The organism is Leptospira levettii, assembly GCF_002812085.1.
GTDB classification, from domain to species: domain Bacteria; phylum Spirochaetota; class Leptospiria; order Leptospirales; family Leptospiraceae; genus Leptospira_A; species Leptospira_A levettii.
In genome coordinates this window covers 507,723-528,516 of sequence record NZ_NPDM01000002.1, presented here as the reverse complement: position 1 = coordinate 528,516, position 20,794 = coordinate 507,723, and the positions used below count along the sequence as shown (strand labels likewise).

The 20,794-nt window shown below is 38.3% G+C and carries 27 protein-coding genes and 1 tRNA gene; 5 read left to right on the top strand and 23 right to left on the bottom strand.

What is annotated here, in order from left to right:
- Positions 1-14: 14 nt before the first annotated feature.
- The 5 genes from CH354_RS10185 to CH354_RS10165 all read right to left on the bottom strand — a co-directional run bounded on the left by CH354_RS10185 (position 15) and on the right by CH354_RS10165 (position 6,430).
- On the bottom strand, positions 15-1,094 hold the full coding sequence (locus CH354_RS10185) for an alpha/beta hydrolase (protein ID WP_100766478.1): 1,080 nt from the start codon (positions 1,092-1,094) through the stop codon (positions 15-17).
- Positions 1,095-1,174: 80 nt separating this feature from the next.
- Positions 1,175-2,299 carry a peptidoglycan DD-metalloendopeptidase family protein gene (locus tag CH354_RS10180; RefSeq protein WP_420843824.1) on the bottom strand — a complete coding sequence of 375 codons (1,125 nt, stop codon included), beginning with the start codon at positions 2,297-2,299 and terminating at the stop codon, positions 1,175-1,177.
- A gap of 19 nt (positions 2,300-2,318) precedes the next feature.
- On the bottom strand, positions 2,319-2,723 hold the full coding sequence (locus CH354_RS10175; protein ID WP_012388418.1) for a bactofilin family protein: 405 nt from the start codon (positions 2,721-2,723) through the stop codon (positions 2,319-2,321).
- A gap of 59 nt (positions 2,724-2,782) precedes the next feature.
- Positions 2,783-5,335 carry a penicillin-binding protein 1A gene (locus CH354_RS10170; RefSeq protein WP_100766446.1) on the bottom strand — a complete coding sequence of 851 codons (2,553 nt, stop codon included), beginning with the start codon at positions 5,333-5,335 and terminating at the stop codon, positions 2,783-2,785.
- 24 nt (positions 5,336-5,359) lie between these two features.
- On the bottom strand, positions 5,360-6,430 hold the full coding sequence (locus CH354_RS10165) for a zinc dependent phospholipase C family protein (protein WP_100716724.1): 1,071 nt from the start codon (positions 6,428-6,430) through the stop codon (positions 5,360-5,362).
- Positions 6,431-6,487: 57 nt separating this feature from the next.
- Between CH354_RS10165 and CH354_RS10160 the strand changes: the two genes are divergently transcribed.
- Both CH354_RS10160 and CH354_RS10155 read left to right on the top strand, forming a co-directional pair.
- Positions 6,488-7,756 (top strand): diaminopimelate decarboxylase, encoded by a 1,269-nt coding sequence (locus CH354_RS10160; protein ID WP_100716725.1) that lies wholly within the window; start codon positions 6,488-6,490, stop codon positions 7,754-7,756.
- Positions 7,753-8,442 (top strand): IspD/TarI family cytidylyltransferase, encoded by a 690-nt coding sequence (locus CH354_RS10155; RefSeq protein ID WP_100726598.1) that lies wholly within the window; start codon positions 7,753-7,755, stop codon positions 8,440-8,442. Before CH354_RS10160 ends, CH354_RS10155 begins: the two co-directional genes overlap by 4 nt.
- A 3-nt stretch (positions 8,443-8,445) precedes the next feature.
- On the opposite strand, the gene CH354_RS10150 is transcribed toward CH354_RS10155, so the two are convergent.
- The 3 genes from CH354_RS10150 to CH354_RS10140 all read right to left on the bottom strand — a co-directional run bounded on the left by CH354_RS10150 (position 8,446) and on the right by CH354_RS10140 (position 10,563).
- Positions 8,446-9,540 (bottom strand): PilZ domain-containing protein, encoded by a 1,095-nt coding sequence (locus CH354_RS10150; RefSeq protein WP_100726599.1) that lies wholly within the window; start codon positions 9,538-9,540, stop codon positions 8,446-8,448.
- Between the two features lie 79 nt (positions 9,541-9,619).
- Positions 9,620-10,144: a Crp/Fnr family transcriptional regulator gene (locus CH354_RS10145; protein ID WP_100726600.1), complete on the bottom strand. Its 525-nt coding sequence runs from the start codon at positions 10,142-10,144 to the stop codon at positions 9,620-9,622.
- Positions 10,141-10,563: a cyclic nucleotide-binding domain-containing protein gene (locus CH354_RS10140; RefSeq protein ID WP_100716729.1), complete on the bottom strand. Its 423-nt coding sequence runs from the start codon at positions 10,561-10,563 to the stop codon at positions 10,141-10,143. Before CH354_RS10140 ends, CH354_RS10145 begins: the two co-directional genes overlap by 4 nt.
- Before the next feature lie 118 nt (positions 10,564-10,681).
- Between CH354_RS10140 and CH354_RS10135 the strand changes: the two genes are divergently transcribed.
- Positions 10,682-10,763: transfer RNA gene (locus CH354_RS10135), tRNA-Leu, on the top strand.
- 46 nt (positions 10,764-10,809) lie between these two features.
- On the opposite strand, the gene CH354_RS18345 is transcribed toward CH354_RS10135, so the two are convergent.
- Positions 10,810-10,980 (bottom strand): hypothetical protein, encoded by a 171-nt coding sequence (locus tag CH354_RS18345; RefSeq protein ID WP_165780941.1) that lies wholly within the window; start codon positions 10,978-10,980, stop codon positions 10,810-10,812.
- Between the two features lie 227 nt (positions 10,981-11,207).
- Between CH354_RS18345 and CH354_RS10125 the strand changes: the two genes are divergently transcribed.
- Both CH354_RS10125 and CH354_RS10120 read left to right on the top strand, forming a co-directional pair.
- Complete coding sequence (locus tag CH354_RS10125; RefSeq protein ID WP_100766444.1) at positions 11,208-11,795, top strand: hypothetical protein; 588 nt, start codon at positions 11,208-11,210, stop codon at positions 11,793-11,795.
- Positions 11,796-12,121: 326 nt separating this feature from the next.
- Positions 12,122-12,529: a hypothetical protein gene (locus tag CH354_RS10120; RefSeq protein WP_100766443.1), complete on the top strand. Its 408-nt coding sequence runs from the start codon at positions 12,122-12,124 to the stop codon at positions 12,527-12,529.
- A 12-nt stretch (positions 12,530-12,541) separates the two neighbouring features.
- On the opposite strand, the gene CH354_RS10115 is transcribed toward CH354_RS10120, so the two are convergent.
- The 14 genes from CH354_RS10115 to CH354_RS10055 all read right to left on the bottom strand — a co-directional run bounded on the left by CH354_RS10115 (position 12,542) and on the right by CH354_RS10055 (position 20,770).
- Entirely contained in the window at positions 12,542-12,730 is a 189-nt protein-coding gene (locus tag CH354_RS10115) for a hypothetical protein (RefSeq protein ID WP_100766442.1), read from the bottom strand.
- A complete protein-coding gene (locus tag CH354_RS10110) occupies positions 12,720-12,989 on the bottom strand; it encodes a hypothetical protein (RefSeq protein ID WP_100766441.1) in 270 nt (89 codons plus the stop codon). The genes CH354_RS10115 and CH354_RS10110 overlap by 11 nt, the downstream gene beginning before the upstream one ends.
- Before the next feature lie 100 nt (positions 12,990-13,089).
- A complete protein-coding gene (locus tag CH354_RS10105; RefSeq protein WP_100766440.1) occupies positions 13,090-13,296 on the bottom strand; it encodes a hypothetical protein in 207 nt (68 codons plus the stop codon).
- A 3-nt stretch (positions 13,297-13,299) separates the two neighbouring features.
- The gene (locus CH354_RS18340; protein ID WP_165780940.1) at positions 13,300-13,467 is read right to left on the bottom strand and encodes a hypothetical protein; all 168 of its coding nucleotides are present in this window, start codon (positions 13,465-13,467) and stop codon (positions 13,300-13,302) included.
- An 11-nt stretch (positions 13,468-13,478) separates the two neighbouring features.
- Positions 13,479-14,138, bottom strand: a complete 660-nt coding sequence (locus CH354_RS10100) for a hypothetical protein (protein WP_100766439.1) — start codon at positions 14,136-14,138, stop codon at positions 13,479-13,481.
- A gap of 541 nt (positions 14,139-14,679) precedes the next feature.
- Complete coding sequence (locus CH354_RS10095) at positions 14,680-15,054, bottom strand: hypothetical protein (RefSeq protein WP_100766438.1); 375 nt, start codon at positions 15,052-15,054, stop codon at positions 14,680-14,682.
- Positions 15,054-15,497, bottom strand: coding sequence for a peptidoglycan-binding domain-containing protein (locus CH354_RS10090; RefSeq protein ID WP_100742661.1), 444 nt, complete (start codon positions 15,495-15,497; stop codon positions 15,054-15,056). The genes CH354_RS10095 and CH354_RS10090 overlap by 1 nt, the downstream gene beginning before the upstream one ends.
- 1 nt (position 15,498) lies before the next feature.
- Positions 15,499-15,789, bottom strand: coding sequence for a hypothetical protein (locus tag CH354_RS10085; protein ID WP_100766437.1), 291 nt, complete (start codon positions 15,787-15,789; stop codon positions 15,499-15,501).
- Positions 15,790-16,380 (bottom strand): hypothetical protein, encoded by a 591-nt coding sequence (locus tag CH354_RS10080; RefSeq protein ID WP_125226281.1) that lies wholly within the window; start codon positions 16,378-16,380, stop codon positions 15,790-15,792.
- 74 nt (positions 16,381-16,454) lie between these two features.
- Entirely contained in the window at positions 16,455-16,802 is a 348-nt protein-coding gene (locus tag CH354_RS10075; RefSeq protein ID WP_125226280.1) for a hypothetical protein, read from the bottom strand.
- 158 nt (positions 16,803-16,960) lie between these two features.
- Positions 16,961-17,299: a hypothetical protein gene (locus tag CH354_RS10070; protein WP_100766434.1), complete on the bottom strand. Its 339-nt coding sequence runs from the start codon at positions 17,297-17,299 to the stop codon at positions 16,961-16,963.
- Positions 17,299-19,302 (bottom strand): beta propeller repeat protein, encoded by a 2,004-nt coding sequence (locus CH354_RS10065; RefSeq protein ID WP_100766433.1) that lies wholly within the window; start codon positions 19,300-19,302, stop codon positions 17,299-17,301. Before CH354_RS10065 ends, CH354_RS10070 begins: the two co-directional genes overlap by 1 nt.
- Positions 19,299-19,958: a hypothetical protein gene (locus CH354_RS10060; protein ID WP_100766432.1), complete on the bottom strand. Its 660-nt coding sequence runs from the start codon at positions 19,956-19,958 to the stop codon at positions 19,299-19,301. Before CH354_RS10060 ends, CH354_RS10065 begins: the two co-directional genes overlap by 4 nt.
- Positions 19,958-20,770 carry a hypothetical protein gene (locus CH354_RS10055; RefSeq protein ID WP_100766431.1) on the bottom strand — a complete coding sequence of 271 codons (813 nt, stop codon included), beginning with the start codon at positions 20,768-20,770 and terminating at the stop codon, positions 19,958-19,960. Before CH354_RS10055 ends, CH354_RS10060 begins: the two co-directional genes overlap by 1 nt.
- Positions 20,771-20,794 lie beyond the last annotated feature (24 nt).

Sequence of the window (20,794 nt, the reverse complement as noted above, 5' to 3'; positions counted from 1 at the left end):
GAAACGACTCTAATCTACTTGCGTAAAACAAAGTTCTCCCCATTTTTGGGTCCTGATTTTCGGATAAAGAGGCGTTTTTCAACAGATACACCGAGTAACACTTGGTATATGTCTGTAAGGATTGGCCTTGATGAATAATATCCATGGCCTAGTCCGCCCACACCGAGCACTGGGTCATCCACTTCGTTCACATTGATCACATCAACCCCAGAATACTTAAAACACATTCCAGCCCTTGGAGCACCATTTACTTTTTGAGAGGCAACCAAGGCATTGTCACCTGGAGAACAGTACAAGGTGATCCTTTCTGAGGTTTTACTCAAATCAGATAAGATGAGTTCAAATTCGTTTTTGTCGAAGTCGGGGGCATTGAGGATGAGTTCAGAGAGAAATTGTTTTTTACCAGATTTAGAAAGGGAGGCAAGGGAAGGTAAAACAACTTGGTGACCCATACTATGAACCACTAAATGGATTTTTTTCCCAATGGAAGATATGGAATTTAGAAAATTTGCAAATGGTTCACGATTGATTTTTGCTTCTGTAAAGTTCAAATCATAGGTTGATTTCACCATCACTTGTCCCAGTAAACCAACATCGGCTCCAGCCGGCCATGAATACACAACCACTTCCCCTGGGAATTTGAGGTCATATTTAATTTGGCCAGCTCGTAACACTGCCTCATCAAAATTGACATTAAATCCATGAACAAAAACTAATACTTCTTCACTTGCAGATGATTTTAATTTGGATAAAAATTCTCTGTCATCTGTGTTCACTCGGCCTTTGAATTGGAAAAAACTGTTTTTGTCTTGGTCATTATCCAAGGAAATATCACCAATGATGTGTTTTGCGGGAACGTTTACGATACAAATCCCAAAATGTGGGTTAATATCGGTAATAAAACCAAAACTATTCCCATCACAACGATCTTTGGCTCCCATTTCCCTTCTTGTTGTAACAAAATGAACGTTGATGTTTTTAGTTTCATCAAAGGGATCAACCAATCGTTTGTTGATTTGTTCTCCAATTTTTGGTGCACAGGAAATGAGTAAAGATAATGTAAGTGCCAAACAAATCAATAGGGAAGTGGGCATACTCTTTTGTATACCCAAGGAAGTGATTCCGGGAATATTGTGTTTTGGAAAGGATTTGGAGTGATTTGATTTGAATTGTTTCATTTGTACGAAAATCCTTTGATGAGTTTTGTCGGATTGATATTTTTCCCGTCTTTGATGACTTCAAAGTGTAAATGAGGACCAAAACAATACCCCGTACATCCCGAACGAGAGATGATTTTTCCAGCACTCACATAATCCCCTTCTTTCACATAAAGTTTGGAATTATGAGCATATAAGGTTTGGTAATTGTCGTCATGAGATAAGATGATGGCATTTCCGTATCCACCCATCCAACCTGAGTAGGTGACTTTCCCTTTCCTTGCTGCATACACTGATTCATAATTAGCACGTAAGTCAAGGGCCATATGGAATTTGTATTGTGGATAGGAACGTGTTCCCCATCCAGAAGTGATGACTTTAGATGAAACAGGAATCCTCCAAACGGGACCTGTATCTGGGATCACTGCACCAGGTAAAAATACTTTTTGTCCAGACTTAAATAAATCATAATCTTCTAATTGGTTTTCCGCATAAATGTCATCAATTTTGACTTTATAATAATCTGCTACTTTTGCCAATGTATCCCCTTTTTTAAGTTTGTACATTAGGCCGTGTTTGTTCGGAATGTTTAAAATTTGGCCAGCGATGAGGGAAATTTCTGGATTGATTCCAGAACTACCTGCAATCGATTCAACAGAAACCTTAAACCTTCGAGCAATGTCCGATAAGGATTCATTCTTTTTGACTTTGTATTGAGTGACTTTTAGTTTTTTATTTTTATTGTCTGCGAGTTTATCTAGTTCTGCCGACCGAAGGATCGCCATTTTTTTATCTTCGGTTTCTTGTAAGTATTTTTCGTCTGCTAGTTTTGCTTCCTTGTCTTTTGTATCATTTTCTTCGACCTCAGTGGACATACTGAGGAATTCTTTTTCCATTAAACTTTCTTCGTAAGTTTGTTTGTCGACAATGATGGAGAGTAAAAAAGCAAATAAAAATGAAAAACCGAGTAGGGGTAAAATTCGATATCGTTTGCGGTTGAGATCGATTGTCCCGTGTAAAACGCTCGATTGTGATTGTAGGTTATAAAAATACTTACCTGGGGAAACTTGGATGACGTTTATGTTTCCCCAACGTAACACATGCTTGCCGATCGTAGACTTTTCAGGTGAACGAAGTAGCATGTGTTAAATGGAGTTTAGGTTAGTCCTTTGAATCTAAAGATTTGATTCCGCCAAAAGATTCTTCTACTATCTTACGAACGTCTTTTTTCTGTCCGCCTGTGATAGTGATGTTTCCTTTTGCTACGACACCTTTTTGAAGTTCTAAATAAGGAGCAGTGATGTCACCTAACATACGTCCTGTCCCTTCTAATTTGACTTCGTTTTCGGCTTTGATATTGCCAATGAGGGTTCCGGAGACAATGACTTCTCTTGCGCTGATATTGGTTTTTACCTTTCCGGTCTCTCCAATGACGAGAGCGTCTTCTGTTTTGATATCACCTTCGAATTTTCCATCGATTCTAAGTGAACCTGCGATATAAAATTTACCTTCAAATATCGACCCTGGTCCGATAACGCTGTTGATGGAATCCTTACCTATTGCCATTCCTGCTCCTTTTCCCCTTCTGTGAGAATCAAAATTTTCGGTCTATCTGACAAGCCTTTTTAGTAATCAATTTCCTCATCTCCGCTAAAGACTGAGTTTTTTCGTTTCGGAGGTTTGCCTTGTGTGGGTTTTTTCTCCACTTTGGTGTCTTGTTTTTTCTTCTCCACGGCAATTTGAGTGGATTGGGGTTGTGGTTTGGATTCCACTACATTCCATGCGGATCCATGGTCGTTACAAACGTCTTTTGGAACCGTTTGGGGGATAAAGTATTCTTCCAGTAGGTCATGGCATTGGCCACCGGGGAGTTTCCCAGACATGCGGCAAACGGTTCGTTTTGTGATTTTGACATCCGCGAGCCAAGGGAATTCTTTGGCTGGTTCTTTTTCCAGGGCTCTAGCCATAAACCGTCCCCATACAGGGGCAGAAAGTTTTCCGCCTGTCATCCCACGACCAAGGGAAATGGTGCCCACATCGTAACCAAACCATACCGAGGTGACAAGTTCTGGGGTGTAACCCACAAACCAAGCATCCCTAAAATTGTTTGTGGTACCTGTTTTCCCGTAGGCTTTTCGGTTTAATCCATAAGAGAGGACACCACGTCCTGTTCCTTCTTCCACAACATCTTTCATCATAGAAGTGATGAGAAAGGCCGCTTCTTTGGAGATGATTTGTTTTCGTTCTACATCTTCGTAGTCTTTACGAAAGTCTTTGATGACTTTGCCTGCATTGTCTTCTACATATAAAACGGAGATGGGATTGACTGTTTTGCCACCGGAAGCAAGGGCCGCATAAGCACGAGTGAGTTCATAGGGAGTGAGTTCAAAGGATCCAAGCGAAACACTAAAATTATAAGGGATGTCCCTTCCTTGTAATTGTAATAATCCGCGTAGGCTATCCATCAAATTGGAAAGTCCCACTTGTTCTAATACCCGCACTGCAACTGAGTTTTTAGATTGTTCCAATGCCTTTCGTAACAAAATAAATCCAGAGTATTCACTACTGTAATTTTCGGGAGCCCACTCATCTCCATCTTCCATTAGGTATTGTAAGGGAGAATCTGCAAAGAGTGTAGCAGGTGTTACATTTTTTTCAGGATCTGGGTTTTTTCCTGAATAGTCCATTGCTGCTGCGTATAAGATTGGTTTAAAGGCGGAACCTGGTTGGCGAAAGGCTTGGAAAGGACGGATTTGTTGGTTATCAGAACGAAAACCTGACCCACCAACAAGGGCTGTGATGTAACCAGTTTCCGGACGAATGGCAATGAGTGATCCTTCCACTGGGAGTAAATGGTCCTTTGTACTTTGTGATGTGTAATTTTTGTCAAGGGTATCCCCGAGAAAGTCGTCACCTATCAGTAAATTGAGGGCATAAAATTCATCACGAATGTCCTCTTGGTAAGCAGAGGAAAATGTACGTTCTATTTTCGAAATTTTAAATTTAAATTCAGGTAAGTCATATAAATCAGCAATTAAGGAATACCCACTTCCATACAAATCATCAAAGGCATCAATGTTACGGAAGGCACGTTGGTTGGATTCAATTGTTTGCCTTTGGAGTGCAGGTAGAAGGGCTTTTTCTGCTTCTTCTTGGTGGCGGATTTGGATTGTGGAGTAAATTTTGAGTCCACCATTGTACAACCGACTGGAACCAATTGAACGAATTAGGTTTTTACGGATGTATTCTGTGACATAGGGAAAACGATTGAGTCTGTCGGAAAACGCAGAATCGTTGGGGGATCGATTGAGGTTTGTATAATATTCTTCTAAGCTTGCAAATTCTTTTTCTGCATCCGCTACAGTCATCCTTCCGTTCTCAACTAGTTTTCGAAAAACAACTCGCACCTTGTTCATACTGGATACTGGGTTGACAATCGGGCTAAACTGAGTGGGTCTTGTGGTGAGGCTTGCAAGGATTGCCGCTTCTCCCCAAGTGACATCTTGTACTTCTTTACGAAAGTAAAACCTGGAAGCAGCACCAACACCAATGGTTCCGTGCCCGAGTGGGATTTCGTTTAAATACACTTCCAGAATTTTGTCTTTTGGGTAAACGAGTTCGAGTAAAATGGCAAGCCAAGCTTCGCGTGCTTTTCTTGCAATGGAACGTTCAATGGATAAAAACTTAAGCCTTGCGACTTGTTGGGTGATGGTGGATGCACCTTCTTTGACTCGACCCGCCATAAGATTTACCACAAAAGCCCTGGCAATCCCTTTCAGATCAATCCCGTTGTGGGAATAAAACGAATTGTCTTCAGTGGATAAAAAACATTGGATCACTTTGTGACGGTTATCCGCGGAATAATCTGTAGACTCTGGTTTAAGTTCTTCTAATTTGACAGGGATACGAGAGAATTTATAGTACTCGGCAATGGGTTCATATTCCCCTTTATCATTTAGCCCGTATAAGGTGGATGGGATATCGTAAACAGCAGCTTCATCGAGACGAAAAAAATCTTTAATGGAACCTGTGAGTAAAAAAACATTGAGAACCCCAAAACCCAAAATGGCAAGGAAGGTATTCCTAACTTTTTTGTCTCCTGTCCAAATCCTTTCTGTTACGATTCGAAACCAAATGATAAAATACTTTTCAAAGAGCCCAACGGGTTCTTGTTTCATACAATTTCCTTTTTCAAATTCCCACTAAACGAGTGGGGAAAATTCCTTCATGTGATCAATGCCGTGGTATCGAAGGCCAGTATCTAAATTATAACCACCAAGTGAGTCCAGAATCTTAGAACGGCTTTCAGGTGAAAAACTATATTCATAGGCGCGGGTCAAAATTTCCTTACTTGCTTGGCTTGCTTGGTTCAGTAAATCAATGAACGAATCGTTAAACTTACGATTCGGATCAGCTGGGTAAAACCATTCTCTTTTTTCGTCGTTCATGATCTTCGGATTGATCGCCTCAAGTGTTGGTAACATTAAAACTGAGGCATTGTATTTATGGAAAGTAAGTGCATCCACTACACTCACAAGTCCTCGCATAAAAGCACTTCTCGAATCCAATGTAGAGGTAAATCGGTAAAACCCAAGATAGGATTCGTTTAAGATATCCCCTGGGATGATTTTTTTTTCAGATCCAATATAAGAAGTTTGGAATTCTTTGGGAAAGGTTTCTTTTAAAGACTGCAACCAAAAGTTCCAAAGGACTGGATCCATTTTGTTTTTGATTCCAACGGTTCGGTGGCGGATATCAATGTACTGTGGAAAATCATATTCCCTTGCACTCATCCCCCAACGGTGGTTGATGAGTAAGGTATCCAAACCAAATTCCACTTTCATATGGTTCACTTGTGCTTGGTACGAAATCTTCTTATCGTTGTTATAGTAATCACCTGAGATATAAAAGATATAAGGATGGGTTTGGATATCCACCACACAATGGCAGATGTAACCAAGTGTAAAAGCAAGGAATCTGTCCCGGTACAATCCCATTTCGGTATCATACACTTGGTCGAGGAAACTTAAGATTAACTCTGCCACATTGTGGTGGTGGGCCAAGTCTCCAAAGAATGCTGCTTTTTTTGTACGTTTGGGTTGTAATACATGATAGAAATAAAAGATATCGGGGGCAACAGCACCTAAGTTGGCGTACGATGCCACATCAGGCCTAGAGAGTAAATTGGCAATTTTCCTTTGAGTGGCATTGCCATGTTCCAAGTGTTTTTTCACTTGGGAGAGTGCTTCAATATGTGTGATCTTTCCTGCCATTTTCTACTTTTTTGACTTTATGGATTGGAACCTATTGAAAGGTTTATCTTAAATCCTATGACATCAATCGAAAAACTAAAGTTTTTGAAAGAAGACCAAGTGCGAGCTTTGGCAAAAGAATTTGGAACCCCTCTCTTTGTCTATTCTGAGAAAGAAATTGAACAAAAATGCGATGACACATTGGCATTTCCGAATGCTTTCGGATTACAAGTCCGATATGCCATGAAGGCAAATCCCAATTCCAATATCTTACAAATCATGAAAAAAAAAGGCATCCTCATCGATGCTTCCTCGGAACATGAAGTGGTACGTGCCCTGCATTTTGGATTTTCTCCAGAATCCATCATGCTCACTTCCCAAGAATTTCCAAAGGCATTTGCCGAACTCATTGCGAAGGGTGTGAAGTTCAATGCTTGTTCTCTCCGCCAATTGGAACTCTTTGGCCAAACCTTCCCAGGAAAATCAGTATCCATTCGTTTTAACCCAGGACTTGGTTCTGGTCATACCAAAAAAACCGATGTGGGTGGGGTTACTTCTTCCTTCGGAATTTGGCATGAAAAACTGGATGAAGTCAAAGCGATCGTAAACAAATACAACCTCGTTGTCGAAAAGGTCCATACTCATATTGGATCGGGAAGTGACCCTGAAGTTTGGAAGGCTGTTGCCAAATACACACTTGAATATGCAGAAAGTTTCCCATCAGTTACTGTTGTGAGCCTTGGTGGAGGTTACAAAGTTGGGCGGATGGAAGATGAAAAAACAACCGACTTACAAAAGATAGGTGCACCTGTCAAAATTCAATTTGAAGAATTTGCCGTAAAACACGGTAGAAAACTCATTTTAGAAATTGAACCAGGCACTTACCTCATTGCACTTTGTGGGGCACTTCTAACCACTGTGGATGACAAAGTAGACACAGGAAAAAATGGATTCCAGTTTTTAAAATTGGACACTGGGATGGATTCAAATACTCGACCATCTCTTTATGGTGCACGCCATCCCCTCATCACTGTCAAAAAAGATGGTGGAACACCACAGTCTAACAAGGAATATGTTGTTGTTGGGCATTGTTGTGAATCAGGCGATGTTTTCACTCAAAAAGAAGGTGGGGAACCAATCACAAGACTAATGGGAGAGGCTGAAATTGGTGATTATGTTGTGATGGAAGCAATTGGTGCGTATTGTTCCAGTATGTCCACTAAGAACTACAATAGTTTTCCAGAAACACAAGAAGTTTTGATCCGAAAAGATGGAACTCCAAAACTCATCCGTAAAAAAGAACCGGTGATGGAAATCTTCCGAAACGAAATCTTAGTGGTGGAATGAACAATTTATATGCGATCCTACTTGCCGGAGGTACGGGAAGTAGGATGGGATCTGATGTTCCTAAACAATTTTTGAAACTAAGGGGTGAATCACTCCTTAGGCATTCGGTAAAACGATTCAAAAGGTTTGGTCTCTTAAAATCCATCACTGTTGTTTCCCATCCCGATTGGGTTTTGGAGACTGAAAAAGAATTAGAGGATTTATTAGAACCTAACGACTGCATTGTGGAAGGAGGGGAAACAAGGCACCTTTCCACTTTAAATGGAATTCAATCCATTTCATATGATGAAAAAGATATATTCTTTATCCATGATGTGGCTCGTCCCAATTTCAAACAAAACGAACTTTATCAGTTAGTGGAACAAACTAAAATATTTGGTGGTGCATCATTAGTTTGTCCTGTAACAGAAAGTTTAGTGCGAGTGAAACTCCACCAAAACTATTCACAGGAACCATTAAAAAGAGAAGAAGTCTATGCCGTGAAAACCCCTCAAGCAGTGGCTGGTTTTATGCTGAAAGATTTGTTGGTAGATCCGTTGCCAGAAAATCCTAAACACCACCCAACAGACTTATGTACTTGGATGGGGGAACGAAGAGTAGGGATTGTGGAAACTGACTTTCACAATACCAAAGTGACAAGTCCAGGTGATTTGGTCCTTGCTGATTCCCTCTATACCAACGATTAATCATTATCTACCGTGGAATAATTTAAACCTTTGTTTCCAAATCCAAACTCGAAATAGGTTTTTGTTTTCGATGGAATCAATCTGGATCCCAAATCCTTTTGGTTTTCCATACTTCCCTTGGGGATTAGACCACCTAACAACACCACCTACGGCAATTTCACCTGAACGGGTTTGAATCTTCACTCGGCAATACTCGGAAGCAGAAAACACTACTTCTGATTCGATGTACAAACCTTCTAAGGAAACATTGAGAAGGGTACCGTTGTATGTTTTGTCCTCTGATTTGAAAAATTGGACTGGGTTTGAAACAGGGTAACGAGGGGCAAATACTCGGTGTAAAAACGAATCGTAAATTTGTTTTTCTTCTTTCTGTGCGATGAGAAATTGTAATTGAACGCCCGCAATTTCAGTTCCATCTGATTCCTTATCGATTCGAACTACCTTTCCTTGTACTGAAATCGAAGCTGGTTCTCTATTTTCTTTTTCCAACTTTAAAAGAAGGTTAATTGGATCACCAGGGTTTAAAAAATGATGTTTGGTTAACGGCAGTAATACGCCATTTTTGGAAATATTGATGGTGAGTCCGTCTCCTTCTCTTTCTCCATCTGCATTGGTCCAATGGAAAGGAATGGGATGTGTTTCTCGGTATTTTGTGCGCCATCCCCGTCTTGTGGAACTTAAATAAGGAGCTGCAATTTCCCTTCTCAAAAAATAGAAGGCAATCGCAAGAAGAATCGTTGTGATTCCCATATTCCAAACAATGTCGTCTGTTTTGATACGAATGCCTGCAAGGAAGAATTTTTTCCCAAGAGAAACAGATAAAACCATCCAGAAATTATATGTGAGGATGAGGAAGGTGAAACAAAGGAATAGGTAATAACCAAATTTTTTTTTAGTGATCAGGCCATAAGCAATGATAGCACTTAAAAACGAAAAAACATACTGCCATGGTTGGATCCGCGTGAGGATCATTCCCACATGATCGAAGTCCAAATCGTAAAGGGACGCAATGGCAAAAAATATAACAAATGGTACGGCAAAAAAACCAAGAGTTACAAGTAAAACTGGAATAGGGTAATTGAAGAACCGAAATGTCACCCGAAAAGGAAACTGCTTTTTTTAAGTTTAGTCAACTTATTTTTGAAGTTTGGGTTTTGAAACAGGAGAACTTAAGTCTTTAGTTCTCTTCTGTTTCAGCTACAACTGGTTCAGAATCCTGTGTGTTGTCCTCAGTCTTTGTGACAGTTTCTGTGTTCGTTGTTTCTCCCTCTTTTTGGTGGATTCCATTGATTAGAATATGCAATTCTTTTTGTTTTTCAGAGATTGAATCTTCTACGGCTGTTAGTCGATTGATGATACTATGAAGGATGACGGATAAAAAGCCAGGGCTTTCTTTCCCCATACCCATAAAAATATCTTTTGTGATGATTCCCACTTTTGTATCCTCTGCCGCTGCTACAATGGATGCAGCTCTTGGAGAAGGGAATACAAGTGCCATCTCACCAAAAAATTCTCCAGGTTTGATATCTCTTATATATTGTTCTTCGCCAGTCGCTTTCCGTTTGTAAACCTGTAACAATCCAGAAAAAACAAAATACATTTTACCATTACATTCTTCCCCTTCCGAAAATACTTTTGTTCCTTGGGCAAAATGGTCGATGCGAACTTCGGTAATGTATTTACGTAAGTGTTCTACATTCATTTGGTTTCCTCTTTTTGGATTTCTTCGATCATTTTGTCGAGTTCTGCCAGTCTTGCTTCTGCTCGATGGAGTTTTTCGACTGTACTTTTCGTAAGTTGGAATAAAAAATGCGTATTGATACGAGCTAGTTTTTCGAACTGGTCCTCTCGTAAAATGCCAACTCGTGCATTGGCAGATACCACACTTATCGTCATGGCTCGTGGCCTTCTTGTGATGAGGGAAAGTTCGCCAAAAAATTCACCAGGACCAAGCCCTTTGATCACTTCCTGTGAACCATCTGGCATCCGTTTGGTGACAGCGAACATACCGCTCATGATGCAGTACATACTTCCGTCATGTGGATCCCCTTCCCGAAAGATAACATCTCCCCTTAGATACACTTGTGTGGAGATGTTTTGCATAAATTCAAGTATGTTCATCGGACTTATCCTATAGATATCTGACAGTACTATAAAATTCCAAAACAAAGGCAAGTGAATCACAAAATCTCACTAGACAGATTTCATTAGTACAAAAACCTGCTTATACAACCACAATGCGGGCGTGGCGAAATTGGCAGACGCACCAGATTTAGGTTCTGGCGCCGTGAGGCGTGGGGGTTCAAGTCCCTCCGCCCGCAGACGATTATTGGGACAAAAACCCACCACAAGATTGTAGCCTAACAGTTAACCTTGCTTTGCAGTTTTCCCGTTAAGCGGCATTAAAAACTTCTTCACTGATAGTCGAATAACTTTAGAAACATCCATTTCATTTGCCTGAGCATAACTCTGGATTTGTTGGATTGTTTCGTTATCAAAAATCACTGAAACTCTAGTTTCTTTGTTAGTTGCCGCCATATATACCTCCTTGAAGGATACCCGAAAATTAAACCAAAGCCGAATTATGTCAATATTATTTTTGTTTATTTTATCATATTTTATTCCCATGTCGGCATGTCGGCATTTTCTGAAAAACTTATCCAAACAGAAAAATACTTTTTAGGGCAATCTCCGGAGGAGGAATGAAAAATCACTTTCCCGAAAGCCAAAAATGAGATTTTAATAAACTAACGAGGTATTCTACGTTGAATGATGAAGAATTAAAGAAGGATAATGGATTCGGAAATTGGATTCGTGCTCAAGCAATTAGAGACTTATTTATGTTTGATGCAATCCAGGATTTTATTCAAACGGGAGACCTTACCGATTCTTTAAAGTCATTCAATGATTTCAAAGAATTCATCGAGAATGGAAAGTTAGATCCAATAGTTTTGGAATCTATAGATTCCGCTTTCTCCGAATATTGTAAGTTCAAATCCAATGGAATTCCAAAGTTGTCAAAATCCGATTTTGAAACCATCTATCAAAATTTCAGAGTAGGCCAAAAATCGATAAAGTCTGCTTTCGATTCTATTAACTCAAAGTTAATGATTACCGATAAACTAGATATAGAGGTTTACGAGGCTTTCAATCGGATCTGTGAAGAGATGGTGGATCTCAATAACCACTTAATCGATCTAGCACATGAGAAAGTAAATATGGATCCATCCTCTAGGGTGTCCGATATCGAAATTCAGCACAATTACCCCGAGAGTGTCAATCGGGTCCATTTTGACCAAACCCTCTTGGACGTGGCAAAATCGGTTTTCGGAAAGGGAAAAATGAGTTTTTGAAAGCAAGCATTGTATTGTCAAAAACGCTCAAAAAAGAAATATATACTAAAATAAATGGATAATTATTTGTTTGACAGCCGAAGTTTGTATTGTCTAACTTACGTGTTTAGGAAGTCTCTGAATGAAAACTAAGGATATTACCCTAGAGTCAGTCAATTTACCGACGGATAAAAGTTTTAGTAACCCTAAGTTTGCAATCGTTGAAATCAAGAAGAGATTTAAAGAAGATCCCTCTTTGATTCATAGAATTGTTGTAAATACTTCTAAAGTCAGTGTTGTTTCAATGACATACGCTGAATACTTTCAAAAAGTTGGAGAGAGGGTTCGTGTCAAATCAAGGTCCATCAGAAAGCAAAGACGAATTTCTTAATAAATACTTAACTGTTCAAGCAGCTGAAAAAGAAAACCAGAGGCTTGAAATTGAAAGTAATAAAGAGATTCGTTTCAAAGAAATGGAAACAGCAATTGCTTTAGAAAAAATTGAGACCGAAAAACTTTCAATTCACTTTACTGCTTACAACGAAACTCAAAAAAGAAAATATAAAATAGTTACAGGGATGTGTTTAGTCGGTGCAGGAGTTTTAATATTTTCCTGCTTCCTGCTTTATGTAAATCATCCTTTTGGTATTACGATTTTTTCATCTGCATTGTCTATGGTTGCAGGAATTTTCGGAGGTGTCGGCATAAAGAGTTTCTTATCAAGTGTTGGTGATGAAAGTGATTCATCAAATTGATTTTGTTATAGATTAAGCCGTTTTCTTTTTCTTTGGAACGCTTCGATGCTTTACAGGAGAACCATCGGGATGTTTTACTTTTTTATAATCCCAACCTGAATTCTCTTTCTTTTCCTTCTCAATCTCTGCTAGTAACTTTTTGATTTTCTTATCTTCCGTTTTTGATGGAATAACAACATTAAAACTAACTTTAGTTTTCATACTTATTACCTTCTAAATTGATATGGTCAAGTTCTGATAATGTGTAAGGGAAAGCCGTGATAACAAAGAAGTGTTTCTTCTTTTTCGTATTCACTTTCTTTCTGAAAATCACTTTGATTTCCTTAGACCCGATTATTCCCACAGCTTCAAAGCTACCATCTTTTCGTTTATATTCCAAGTAATTTTCTTGTTCGAAAAATTGATAAACTTCTTTTAGAGAGAGTCCATGATCTTCGACATGGGTCGAGTTAATCGACATATCGAAATAAAAGTCTAATAGCCATTCCAATTTTATACCTTCCTTATAAAAAAGGGATCTTTCGATCCCTATAAAGTTACTTAATAGAAACCGCCAAAGCCTAAGCAGGTTTCGGAGTTTCTTGTTGAATCTCAATGAGCCTTGCTAAAAGACGATTGTTTTCGTTTAAAGCTTCCGTGTGCTCTTTGATGACTTGTAGATCCAAATCTACTTTGATTGGATTTGAAGTGGTTCCTGGTCGAGAAACTGCTTCTTTGATTTCCGTTAAGAGGGTAACGATCCCTTTCGAAACTTCAGTAATATCCATTGTTTAATCTCCTTTTTGTAATTCATGGATTGCGTTTGTTATGTTTTGGTATTGAGGAGTTTTCTTTACAGCAAAGGAAAAGAGTTTTTTCTCTTCAATGATATCCAAAAGATTGAATACTATTGTTTTGAGGTTCTTATTGTCTGATTTTAGTTTATCAATATCGTTCATGTATATTATCTCTAGTTAGTTGGTTTTGATCTGAGTAAGGAAAATATTTCTGCAAAATCTCCAGGGTTCTCTTTGGCCCATGAGATGGTCTCTTTGATTCCAGAGCCGATTCCAACAATTACAGATTCGAGAAGTTCTGTTTTCTTCTTTTGAGACATCTCGACTTCTTTAATACGAAGTTCGATTTCTTTTCTTTGCAATTCTGTGAAAACCTTGTCTCTTTCGTCATACATTACTTTTGTAGCGTTTAACTGTTGGCTAAAAGAGTCTGTTAGTAGTTGGGTTCTTTGTCGATTGATCTCATCGCTCGCTTGCATCATAAGTTTCATTTGAGCCATAAAACTTTCCAATGAGTTCCCAAAATTTGCTATAGGTTCACTTTGCTTTGTGGGAGTTGGATCTGCACTCACTGATTGAATTTCTTCAAATAGAATTTGTTTGTGTCTCAATCGATCTGAAATATAAACATATCCGATAAGTTTTTTGGATCCTGCAAAAATTTCTTTGATCGCTTCTGAAGTTGGAACTGTTTCGAAACTATATTCTTGAATTCCATTGTCGCCTTCAATGGTAATTGAAATTTCTTTATCCGAATCGGACTCATCGAGGGCTTTTTTGATCCTTGCCAAAGTTGTCCGAAAACCTTTCCAACTGGAATCTAATTGAATCATAGCTTAAATCTCCGTTTCTAAGTTGATCTTAGTTGATTTTAGTTAACGCTTAGTTGTGTTGTAGTACGATTCCAGTTATAAGTACAAGTATTTTATTTTGATTTTAGAAAATAGTACGTGTTAGGCTTGACTAAACAGGTTGTGTTTGGTTGTATACGTGTATGAATGCTTACAGAGTTCAAGGAAGTGTAAAAGGAGAGGAGTATCAAAAGTTTTTGAAAGTGAAATCCACTTTAGAACTTTCTTTGATGCAGAAAATTTCCGATAGTGTGGCCCTCCGTTATATCATTAATAATTTTGATCCGGACAAAATGAATCAGCCTAGCAAGTGAATCCTGAAATAAAATTTCCGAGATTGTTCAATGGTATTCCTAAGTGTTCAAAATGTATAAATCAAAATTACGCTTCAACTTATGCCGGTTCGAAAGGTCATGTTGTTTTTTGTAATCTCTTTAATGAAAAGGTCTCTTCGGTTGGCCTGATTTGTAGAGATGATTTTATTCTAGTTGGTTGTTCCTATTTTGAAGCAAGATCCGAGAATTTAAAGAGGACTAAGCTTGGATCTAAATACTCGGTAGATAAAAAACAGTCCGAAGCCGATTCCAAGTAAAATAAAACCGTTTCGTATCCCTTTCCACTTCCCGGAGTCTTCCGACTTCTCTAATGCTATTTCTTGGTTTCTAATAACCCTTTCCTTTGACTCTGCCAAAGACTTATCTATGATTTTATCCTCTTGAATTAAATTCTCTTTGAACTTCTGAAATCTTTTTCTTTCTGCTTCAGGCAAGTGAGTTTCTAAATCTTCGATAAGTGCAAGTTGTCTTGTAAGGCTTCCCTCTTGTTTCTCTAGAGAAGAACAAAAGGGAAAGAAGACTATAGAAAAGACAATGTATCCGATTATTAAAATTGGTTTCATTATTTTTTCATTACAAAGTATGCAACTGCACCAACACCAAACCAAAGCAGTAAAGAGGATCCGCCTTTTGCTTCTGTTTGAGGTTTGTCTTGAGTTACCGCATACGTTGGCATTTGCACCGGAGGAATTGCAATTGGAATGGTAGGAGTAGGGGCACTCGTATTCGTCACTGGAACAGGATCTGTTGGTTTTGGTTGCAATATCATTGTATTGTAAGCCGCTGTTACAGGATTCACGTTTGAGAGTTCAGAATTGATTTTACTGTTAGTTGCAGGGCCTACAATTCCATCTTGAACAAGTCCATGTTTTTTCTGGAATGCTATGACAGCCGCTTTAGTGGCAGTGCCAAAGATTCCATCTGGTTTTAAAATGAAACCTAAACGAGTAAGGTTGTTTTGTAGAGTGGCAACTAATGGGCCTTTTGATCCAAGTGATAGTAACATTTTATTCTCCTTTTGAATTTTGTTTATCAATACTTTTCTTTGATTCTTTTTTCTTCTTATAAATGTCGTATCCCATAAGAATGTATGGAATGATAAACATTATAAGTCCGACCATTCCCAAAGCTAAGAAACCAGGGAAGGAAATATTTTCTGTTAGTTGAACTTGTGAGGATCTTCCAGAAAGAATTATTGTGAATTCTGCAATGATGCAGAAAATTAAAATAACGATTCCAGGGATTCTGAAACTAAGATCATTAAAAGAAAATTCTGTTTTTCTATTTCTCTTTTTCATTTAAGATATCCTTTCCGCTGGAAGAATCACAACGGGAAACTTTTGTAATTTATAAAGCGAGGTTTTGAATTCATTCCAATCTGAAGAATTCCAAAAATGTCTTAATACGATACAACCAGCAGAGTTACCGTGAACTTTCCCGTCTCGATACATTGCATGAATATTAACTCCAAATTCACCTGGATAAGATTCTGTTACTTGCAAATCACTTGCAGTCCACTTACCATCCTTGTTTGAGTCACGGGATCCATAGAGTTTGGACATCGCACGAAAAGCAGGTTTGTTGTCATGTAGACCGGGACCAAAATAGTGTAATCCCTCTCCGATTCGAAAGGTTCCTTTTGGATTCATTGGAGCATCGATCCATTTCTTGCCTGCGTCCAATGTTCCTTGGTATGCTAAGGCAGTATCATTTTTAATCCGAATGATTGTATCATTCCACTCATCATTTGCATTTGAGTTTTGAATAATGATTCCATTGTCATTTGGAAGACCGCCTCGAATTCCAACAACTACCCACTCGTTAAAGTTTACATTGTATTGATTGGCTATGAAAGATTTGATTCTTTCTCTTTGTTTAGGATCTATCACTTTGCGGATCCTCCTTTGTGAGTTTTGCAAAAAAAAAACAAGGAAACAATTCCTATCGGTATCCAAGCGTTCATTTATCTTTTTCCCTTCTTTTTGAATAATTTTTTTAGGTAAGGTCTTCCGAAGTAGAGTCCACCTAGAATGAGAACTGGAAAACCAAAGGACTTCAATGTATTTGAAAATTCATCGATTCCAGTAGCTGAAGTGATATCGTTTTTATTTGGAATTAATGGTATGTCCGTTCCTGATTCATCGAAAACATAATAACTAATAAGAGTCGTTACCAAAGTTTTTTGGGGTAGGTTAATCATTTGAGCATCAATGAATTCATTATAAAAGATTTCTGCTATTGGATCCTCGGTCATCAATTTGGTAGTGAAATCACATCTCTTGGTAAGTTGTGGATTCACTAAGATTGACATTCTTTTCTTATCTCTATTGTCTACGAATCCATATCTTGATTTCATAGATGAAGTTATAACTGGATTGAATGGAAAAGATTTATAATCGATTGCAAATCTAACCTTGCGTCCAGTTTGAACCGCTCCACCTGGTAAACAAATTCCCCATGATAAGGCCATTATTTGCTTCTCCTTTGAGATTTGGTTTTCCCGATCCCCATCACTTCTTCATAGATTTTTAAAACAAGTTCTCTTGTTGCCGAGGATTCCCCTGCAAATGTTTTAATGGAGTATTCAGTTCTTTTCACATCGTCTTCGATGTTTCCTAGTTTAGAGATAACTCTTTCATTTGATTTTTCATTTTCATTTTTAACCTCAATGATTAAGTCCTTGTTTGCTTGGATCTTTTCGTTTGTTTCTTTTTCAAGTTTAAGGATCCCTTTTAAGTTTTCATTCCTTACAAAATAGATTGAAACTCCAATTGCAATACCTAGTAATTCTTTAATTCCTATTTCCATTATGTATGACCTAATCCTAATGTTCTAGTTGTCATAACTCGGTTTCCCGTTCCAGTGATAGCCACGGCAACAAAAATTCCTAATTTTTGTGACCAACAAACAGACATCCATGCGTTATCGACTGCACTCGTTCTCAAACTCCAGTTTATTCCATTGGGCGAAGTCATAATTCGGTTACCTGTTCCATCAAAGGAAACAGCAACAAATAAACCTAATGCAGGTGACCAACAAACTGAATTCCACTGATAATCGGCTGGACTTGTTCTAGAAGTCCAAGTGATACCATTGGATGAAGTCATAACTCGGTTGCCTGTTCCAGTGTTAGCAACAGCAACAAATAAACTTAATTCAGCAGACCAACAAACTGACATCCATGCGTTATCGACTGCACTTGTTCTAGAAGTCCAATTGATACCATCGGATGAAGTCATAACTCGGTTGCCTGTTCCAGAATCAGCAACAGCAACAAATAAACTTAATTCAGCAGACCAACAAACTGAACGCCAACCATCATCTGAAGCACTTGTTCTAGAAGTCCAAGTGATTCCATCGGGTGAAGTCATAACCCTGTTGCTTGTTCCGGTGATAGCCACGGCAACAAATAATCCTAATGCAGGTGACCAACATACTGAACTCCAATTATTATTCGGAGTAGTTCGAGATGTCCAAGCGATTCCATCAGGTGAAGTCATTACTCGGTTACTAGTTCCAGAAGTAGATACAGCAACAAATAAACCTAATGCAGGTGACCAACATACTGAATTCCAGGCATTATCAACTGCACTCGTTCTAGAAGTCCAAGTGATTCCATCAGGAGAAGTCATTACTCGGTTTCCTGTTCCAGAACTTGCAACAGCAACAAATAAATTCAATTCATGTGACCAACAAACTGATCGCCAGGCATTATCAACTGCACTTGTTCTTGAAAACCATTGATCGGTAAACCAGCCTGAGTATATTCGAATTGCATCTAAAGAAGTGCCTCCACTTGTTAAAGCATCAATCTGAGTTTGAAGACTTGCTAAAAGAGTTTCTAATCCTGATATTTCAGATTGTGAATGGCCATGAGATGAAGGATTAAATGAAGTAGGCTTTCCTGTTATATTCTCCCATGATTGGATGATATCCATTGATTCAATTTCAGAAACTTTTATCCATGTTTCGGTTGCTAATTCATAAAGATAAAAAGCACCTCCACTTGAAACGGTTGGATCACTTGTTGCATTTTTAACATAGATTAAAAGATTAACGGTAGGAGTAAGTGCATTGCGATCTGCAATAGTATTTACAATTTGGAATGATGTATTTAAAGCAGGTAGTTGAGAAGCTGGCACTTTTCCAGAAGCATCCAAAGAAGCAACACCAAGTGCAGCTCCTTTTTCAACATTATTTACTTTTTGTTCTAGAAGAGACAACAAACCATTAATTTGAGGCACTGAGTGATTGTGTGCTTCAGGTGGAAATAACATTGGTTTGTTTTGAACTTGATTCCATGCAGGTCGATTTTGTGTAATCAAAGGGAATGCTGGATTTGATTTATCAATGAGTAATCCTGTCCCAGCTGAAGCATTAATGTCAGAAAGTTTTGAATTTAAAACATTTGTAAAAAGAGCAAACTTCTGATTTAAACCGTCTACTTGATCGGTAGAAAAAACTTCTATAAAATCGCTTACATACTTTCTCGCACCATCCATGACATCAGAATTGTCAACTGGATCAAAAAGTAAGTTATTGATTCTTTCATCTAAAAGGAATAGTTGCTCCTGAAGAAATTCATCACCTTCCGAACGTGCAGTAACCTCATTTCCTAAAAGTGTTGAGAAATCTGTTATACTATTTCCTACATCAGAAATTGCATTCGCTAACTCTGCATAGTCAGTTTCATCTAAAAGGAAACCAGTAGCATCTCCTCCAAGGTATTCACCATTTTTAGAAGTAACAATAAAATCGAGCCATTCTAAAAGAAATGGAATTCCTTTTACTTCATATTCAAATGTAATCATCTTTCATACTCTAACATGAAATTCACTCTTCCAGAAACTGTGATTTCAGTTCGTTGCAAGAGGTCGATGTATGGAACGAGATAGAGAAATTCAAATCCATCTGTATTCTCAACTACAATGTCACTGTTTGTTGAAAAGGTAGCGGATTGAATTTGATGAATGCTTACCAGTTGTCTCTTTTGAGAGTTATCTAAAACGATCTTACTTGTTTTTGCTTCTAATCGATTGTTCACAGAGTTTGTCGGGAAGTCTGCAAATTCAGGAATTACATCGTAACAAATAATAAATGGTTCTTGAGATTGAACGACTTCAGGACGAATGATGTTTGGAAACTCTTCATTTGGATTTAAAGTAATTCCGTAAACTCCTAAGTTTGGATCCAAAAGCTTTTGAAAGGGATCGTTGAAAACTTGTTCAATGTTTTCGTTAGCTAAGAACATTGCAAGTTGAACGCCTGTTCGGACTGCTAGCTTTGATCTAAAGGTATTCACCATAAAGACGGGATTACTAACCCTAACAGATTTTGCTTTCTCAACTGAAACTTTTGTAATCGATGAGAACTCAGTGTATCTTGGAAAATCATCAGGAGGAGGCAATTGATCTTGCCTTCTGTAAGATTGACCGTAGACAAATTGATGTGAGACTGTTGCTTGCATTAGATAGCCTCTACAATTAAAGCAATTCCTAATTCTAACGCGTTTAGCTGTATAGTTGAACTGGTTGTTACTTGGATTTCCAAACTATCACTTGTTTCAAAAACAGGTTTTTTACCAGGAATAGGAAACATATCAAAAGCAGGGGATCCAAACGGTGCTCCACCAACTGCAAAAGACATTGGCCCTTCTATGATTCCACCTGATCTTTGTAAATTCGCTGAATAGATATCGAATTTCAACTTATCCAAATTTTCTTTGTATCGCATGACCCAACCATGGATTTTAACATCTGAACTAAAATCATTTGCGAGAAGGATTGCTTTCTTGTCAGTTTGGTTTACGCCTACGCTGTCAGATATTCCCGCAAGGATATAGAAAGGATTTTTCTTTTCCTGTTCTCCATCATCGTGAGTAATTTCTTCAACTAACAAAGTGCAGGAAACATCATCCGCTTCTATCTCTTGCCCTTTGGTTTGAATTTTGATTTCAATTTGCTCGTTACCCTTGATGATCGGTTTTTTTCCAAGGAAAGGGAAGATATGAAATCCAGGTGTGTTAAATTCGGATCCTAATACACCTAACGGAAGATAACCTTTTATTAAATTCTTGAGAGAGAATGATTCTATTTGAACACCACAAGTTTCAAGTCCTGATTTGTAACGAATTACAATTCCATGGACCCGTTTTCGAATATTCTTTGCACTGCTAAGAACGATTGCCCTTTGGTATGAGTTTGAGTTTGCTGGAATCGCTTTTGAAGTTCCAGACATAAAGTTAAAATGATTTTGTGATTTAGAATTTGAGTCTTTCATATATCCTCGGAATAGGTGAGCCAG

What these genes read in the sequence shown, in the direction of transcription:
- CH354_RS10185 (WP_100766478.1), bottom strand. Translation starts at nt 1,094, where the DNA reads ATGCCCACTTCCCTATTGATTTGTTTGGCACTTACATTATCTTTACTC.
- CH354_RS10180 (WP_420843824.1), bottom strand. Translation starts at nt 2,299, where the DNA reads ATGCTACTTCGTTCACCTGAAAAGTCTACGATCGGCAAGCATGTGTTA.
- CH354_RS10175 (WP_012388418.1), bottom strand. Translation starts at nt 2,723, where the DNA reads ATGGCAATAGGTAAGGATTCCATCAACAGCGTTATCGGACCAGGGTCG.
- CH354_RS10170 (WP_100766446.1), bottom strand. Translation starts at nt 5,335, where the DNA reads ATGAAACAAGAACCCGTTGGGCTCTTTGAAAAGTATTTTATCATTTGG.
- CH354_RS10165 (WP_100716724.1), bottom strand. Translation starts at nt 6,430, where the DNA reads ATGGCAGGAAAGATCACACATATTGAAGCACTCTCCCAAGTGAAAAAA.
- CH354_RS10160 (WP_100716725.1), top strand. Translation starts at nt 6,488, where the DNA reads ATGACATCAATCGAAAAACTAAAGTTTTTGAAAGAAGACCAAGTGCGA.
- CH354_RS10155 (WP_100726598.1), top strand. Translation starts at nt 7,753, where the DNA reads ATGAACAATTTATATGCGATCCTACTTGCCGGAGGTACGGGAAGTAGG.
- CH354_RS10145 (WP_100726600.1), bottom strand. Translation starts at nt 10,144, where the DNA reads ATGAATGTAGAACACTTACGTAAATACATTACCGAAGTTCGCATCGAC.
- CH354_RS10140 (WP_100716729.1), bottom strand. Translation starts at nt 10,563, where the DNA reads ATGAACATACTTGAATTTATGCAAAACATCTCCACACAAGTGTATCTA.
- CH354_RS18345 (WP_165780941.1), bottom strand. Translation starts at nt 10,980, where the DNA reads ATGGCGGCAACTAACAAAGAAACTAGAGTTTCAGTGATTTTTGATAAC.
- CH354_RS10115 (WP_100766442.1), bottom strand. Translation starts at nt 12,730, where the DNA reads ATGAAAACTAAAGTTAGTTTTAATGTTGTTATTCCATCAAAAACGGAA.
- CH354_RS10110 (WP_100766441.1), bottom strand. Translation starts at nt 12,989, where the DNA reads ATGTCGATTAACTCGACCCATGTCGAAGATCATGGACTCTCTCTAAAA.
- CH354_RS10105 (WP_100766440.1), bottom strand. Translation starts at nt 13,296, where the DNA reads ATGGATATTACTGAAGTTTCGAAAGGGATCGTTACCCTCTTAACGGAA.
- CH354_RS18340 (WP_165780940.1), bottom strand. Translation starts at nt 13,467, where the DNA reads ATGAACGATATTGATAAACTAAAATCAGACAATAAGAACCTCAAAACA.
- CH354_RS10100 (WP_100766439.1), bottom strand. Translation starts at nt 14,138, where the DNA reads ATGATTCAATTAGATTCCAGTTGGAAAGGTTTTCGGACAACTTTGGCA.
- CH354_RS10095 (WP_100766438.1), bottom strand. Translation starts at nt 15,054, where the DNA reads ATGAAACCAATTTTAATAATCGGATACATTGTCTTTTCTATAGTCTTC.
- CH354_RS10090 (WP_100742661.1), bottom strand. Translation starts at nt 15,497, where the DNA reads ATGTTACTATCACTTGGATCAAAAGGCCCATTAGTTGCCACTCTACAA.
- CH354_RS10085 (WP_100766437.1), bottom strand. Translation starts at nt 15,789, where the DNA reads ATGAAAAAGAGAAATAGAAAAACAGAATTTTCTTTTAATGATCTTAGT.
- CH354_RS10075 (WP_125226280.1), bottom strand. Translation starts at nt 16,802, where the DNA reads ATGTCAATCTTAGTGAATCCACAACTTACCAAGAGATGTGATTTCACT.
- CH354_RS10070 (WP_100766434.1), bottom strand. Translation starts at nt 17,299, where the DNA reads ATGGAAATAGGAATTAAAGAATTACTAGGTATTGCAATTGGAGTTTCA.
- CH354_RS10065 (WP_100766433.1), bottom strand. Translation starts at nt 19,302, where the DNA reads ATGATTACATTTGAATATGAAGTAAAAGGAATTCCATTTCTTTTAGAA.
- CH354_RS10060 (WP_100766432.1), bottom strand. Translation starts at nt 19,958, where the DNA reads ATGCAAGCAACAGTCTCACATCAATTTGTCTACGGTCAATCTTACAGA.
- CH354_RS10055 (WP_100766431.1), bottom strand. Translation starts at nt 20,770, where the DNA reads ATGAAAGACTCAAATTCTAAATCACAAAATCATTTTAACTTTATGTCT.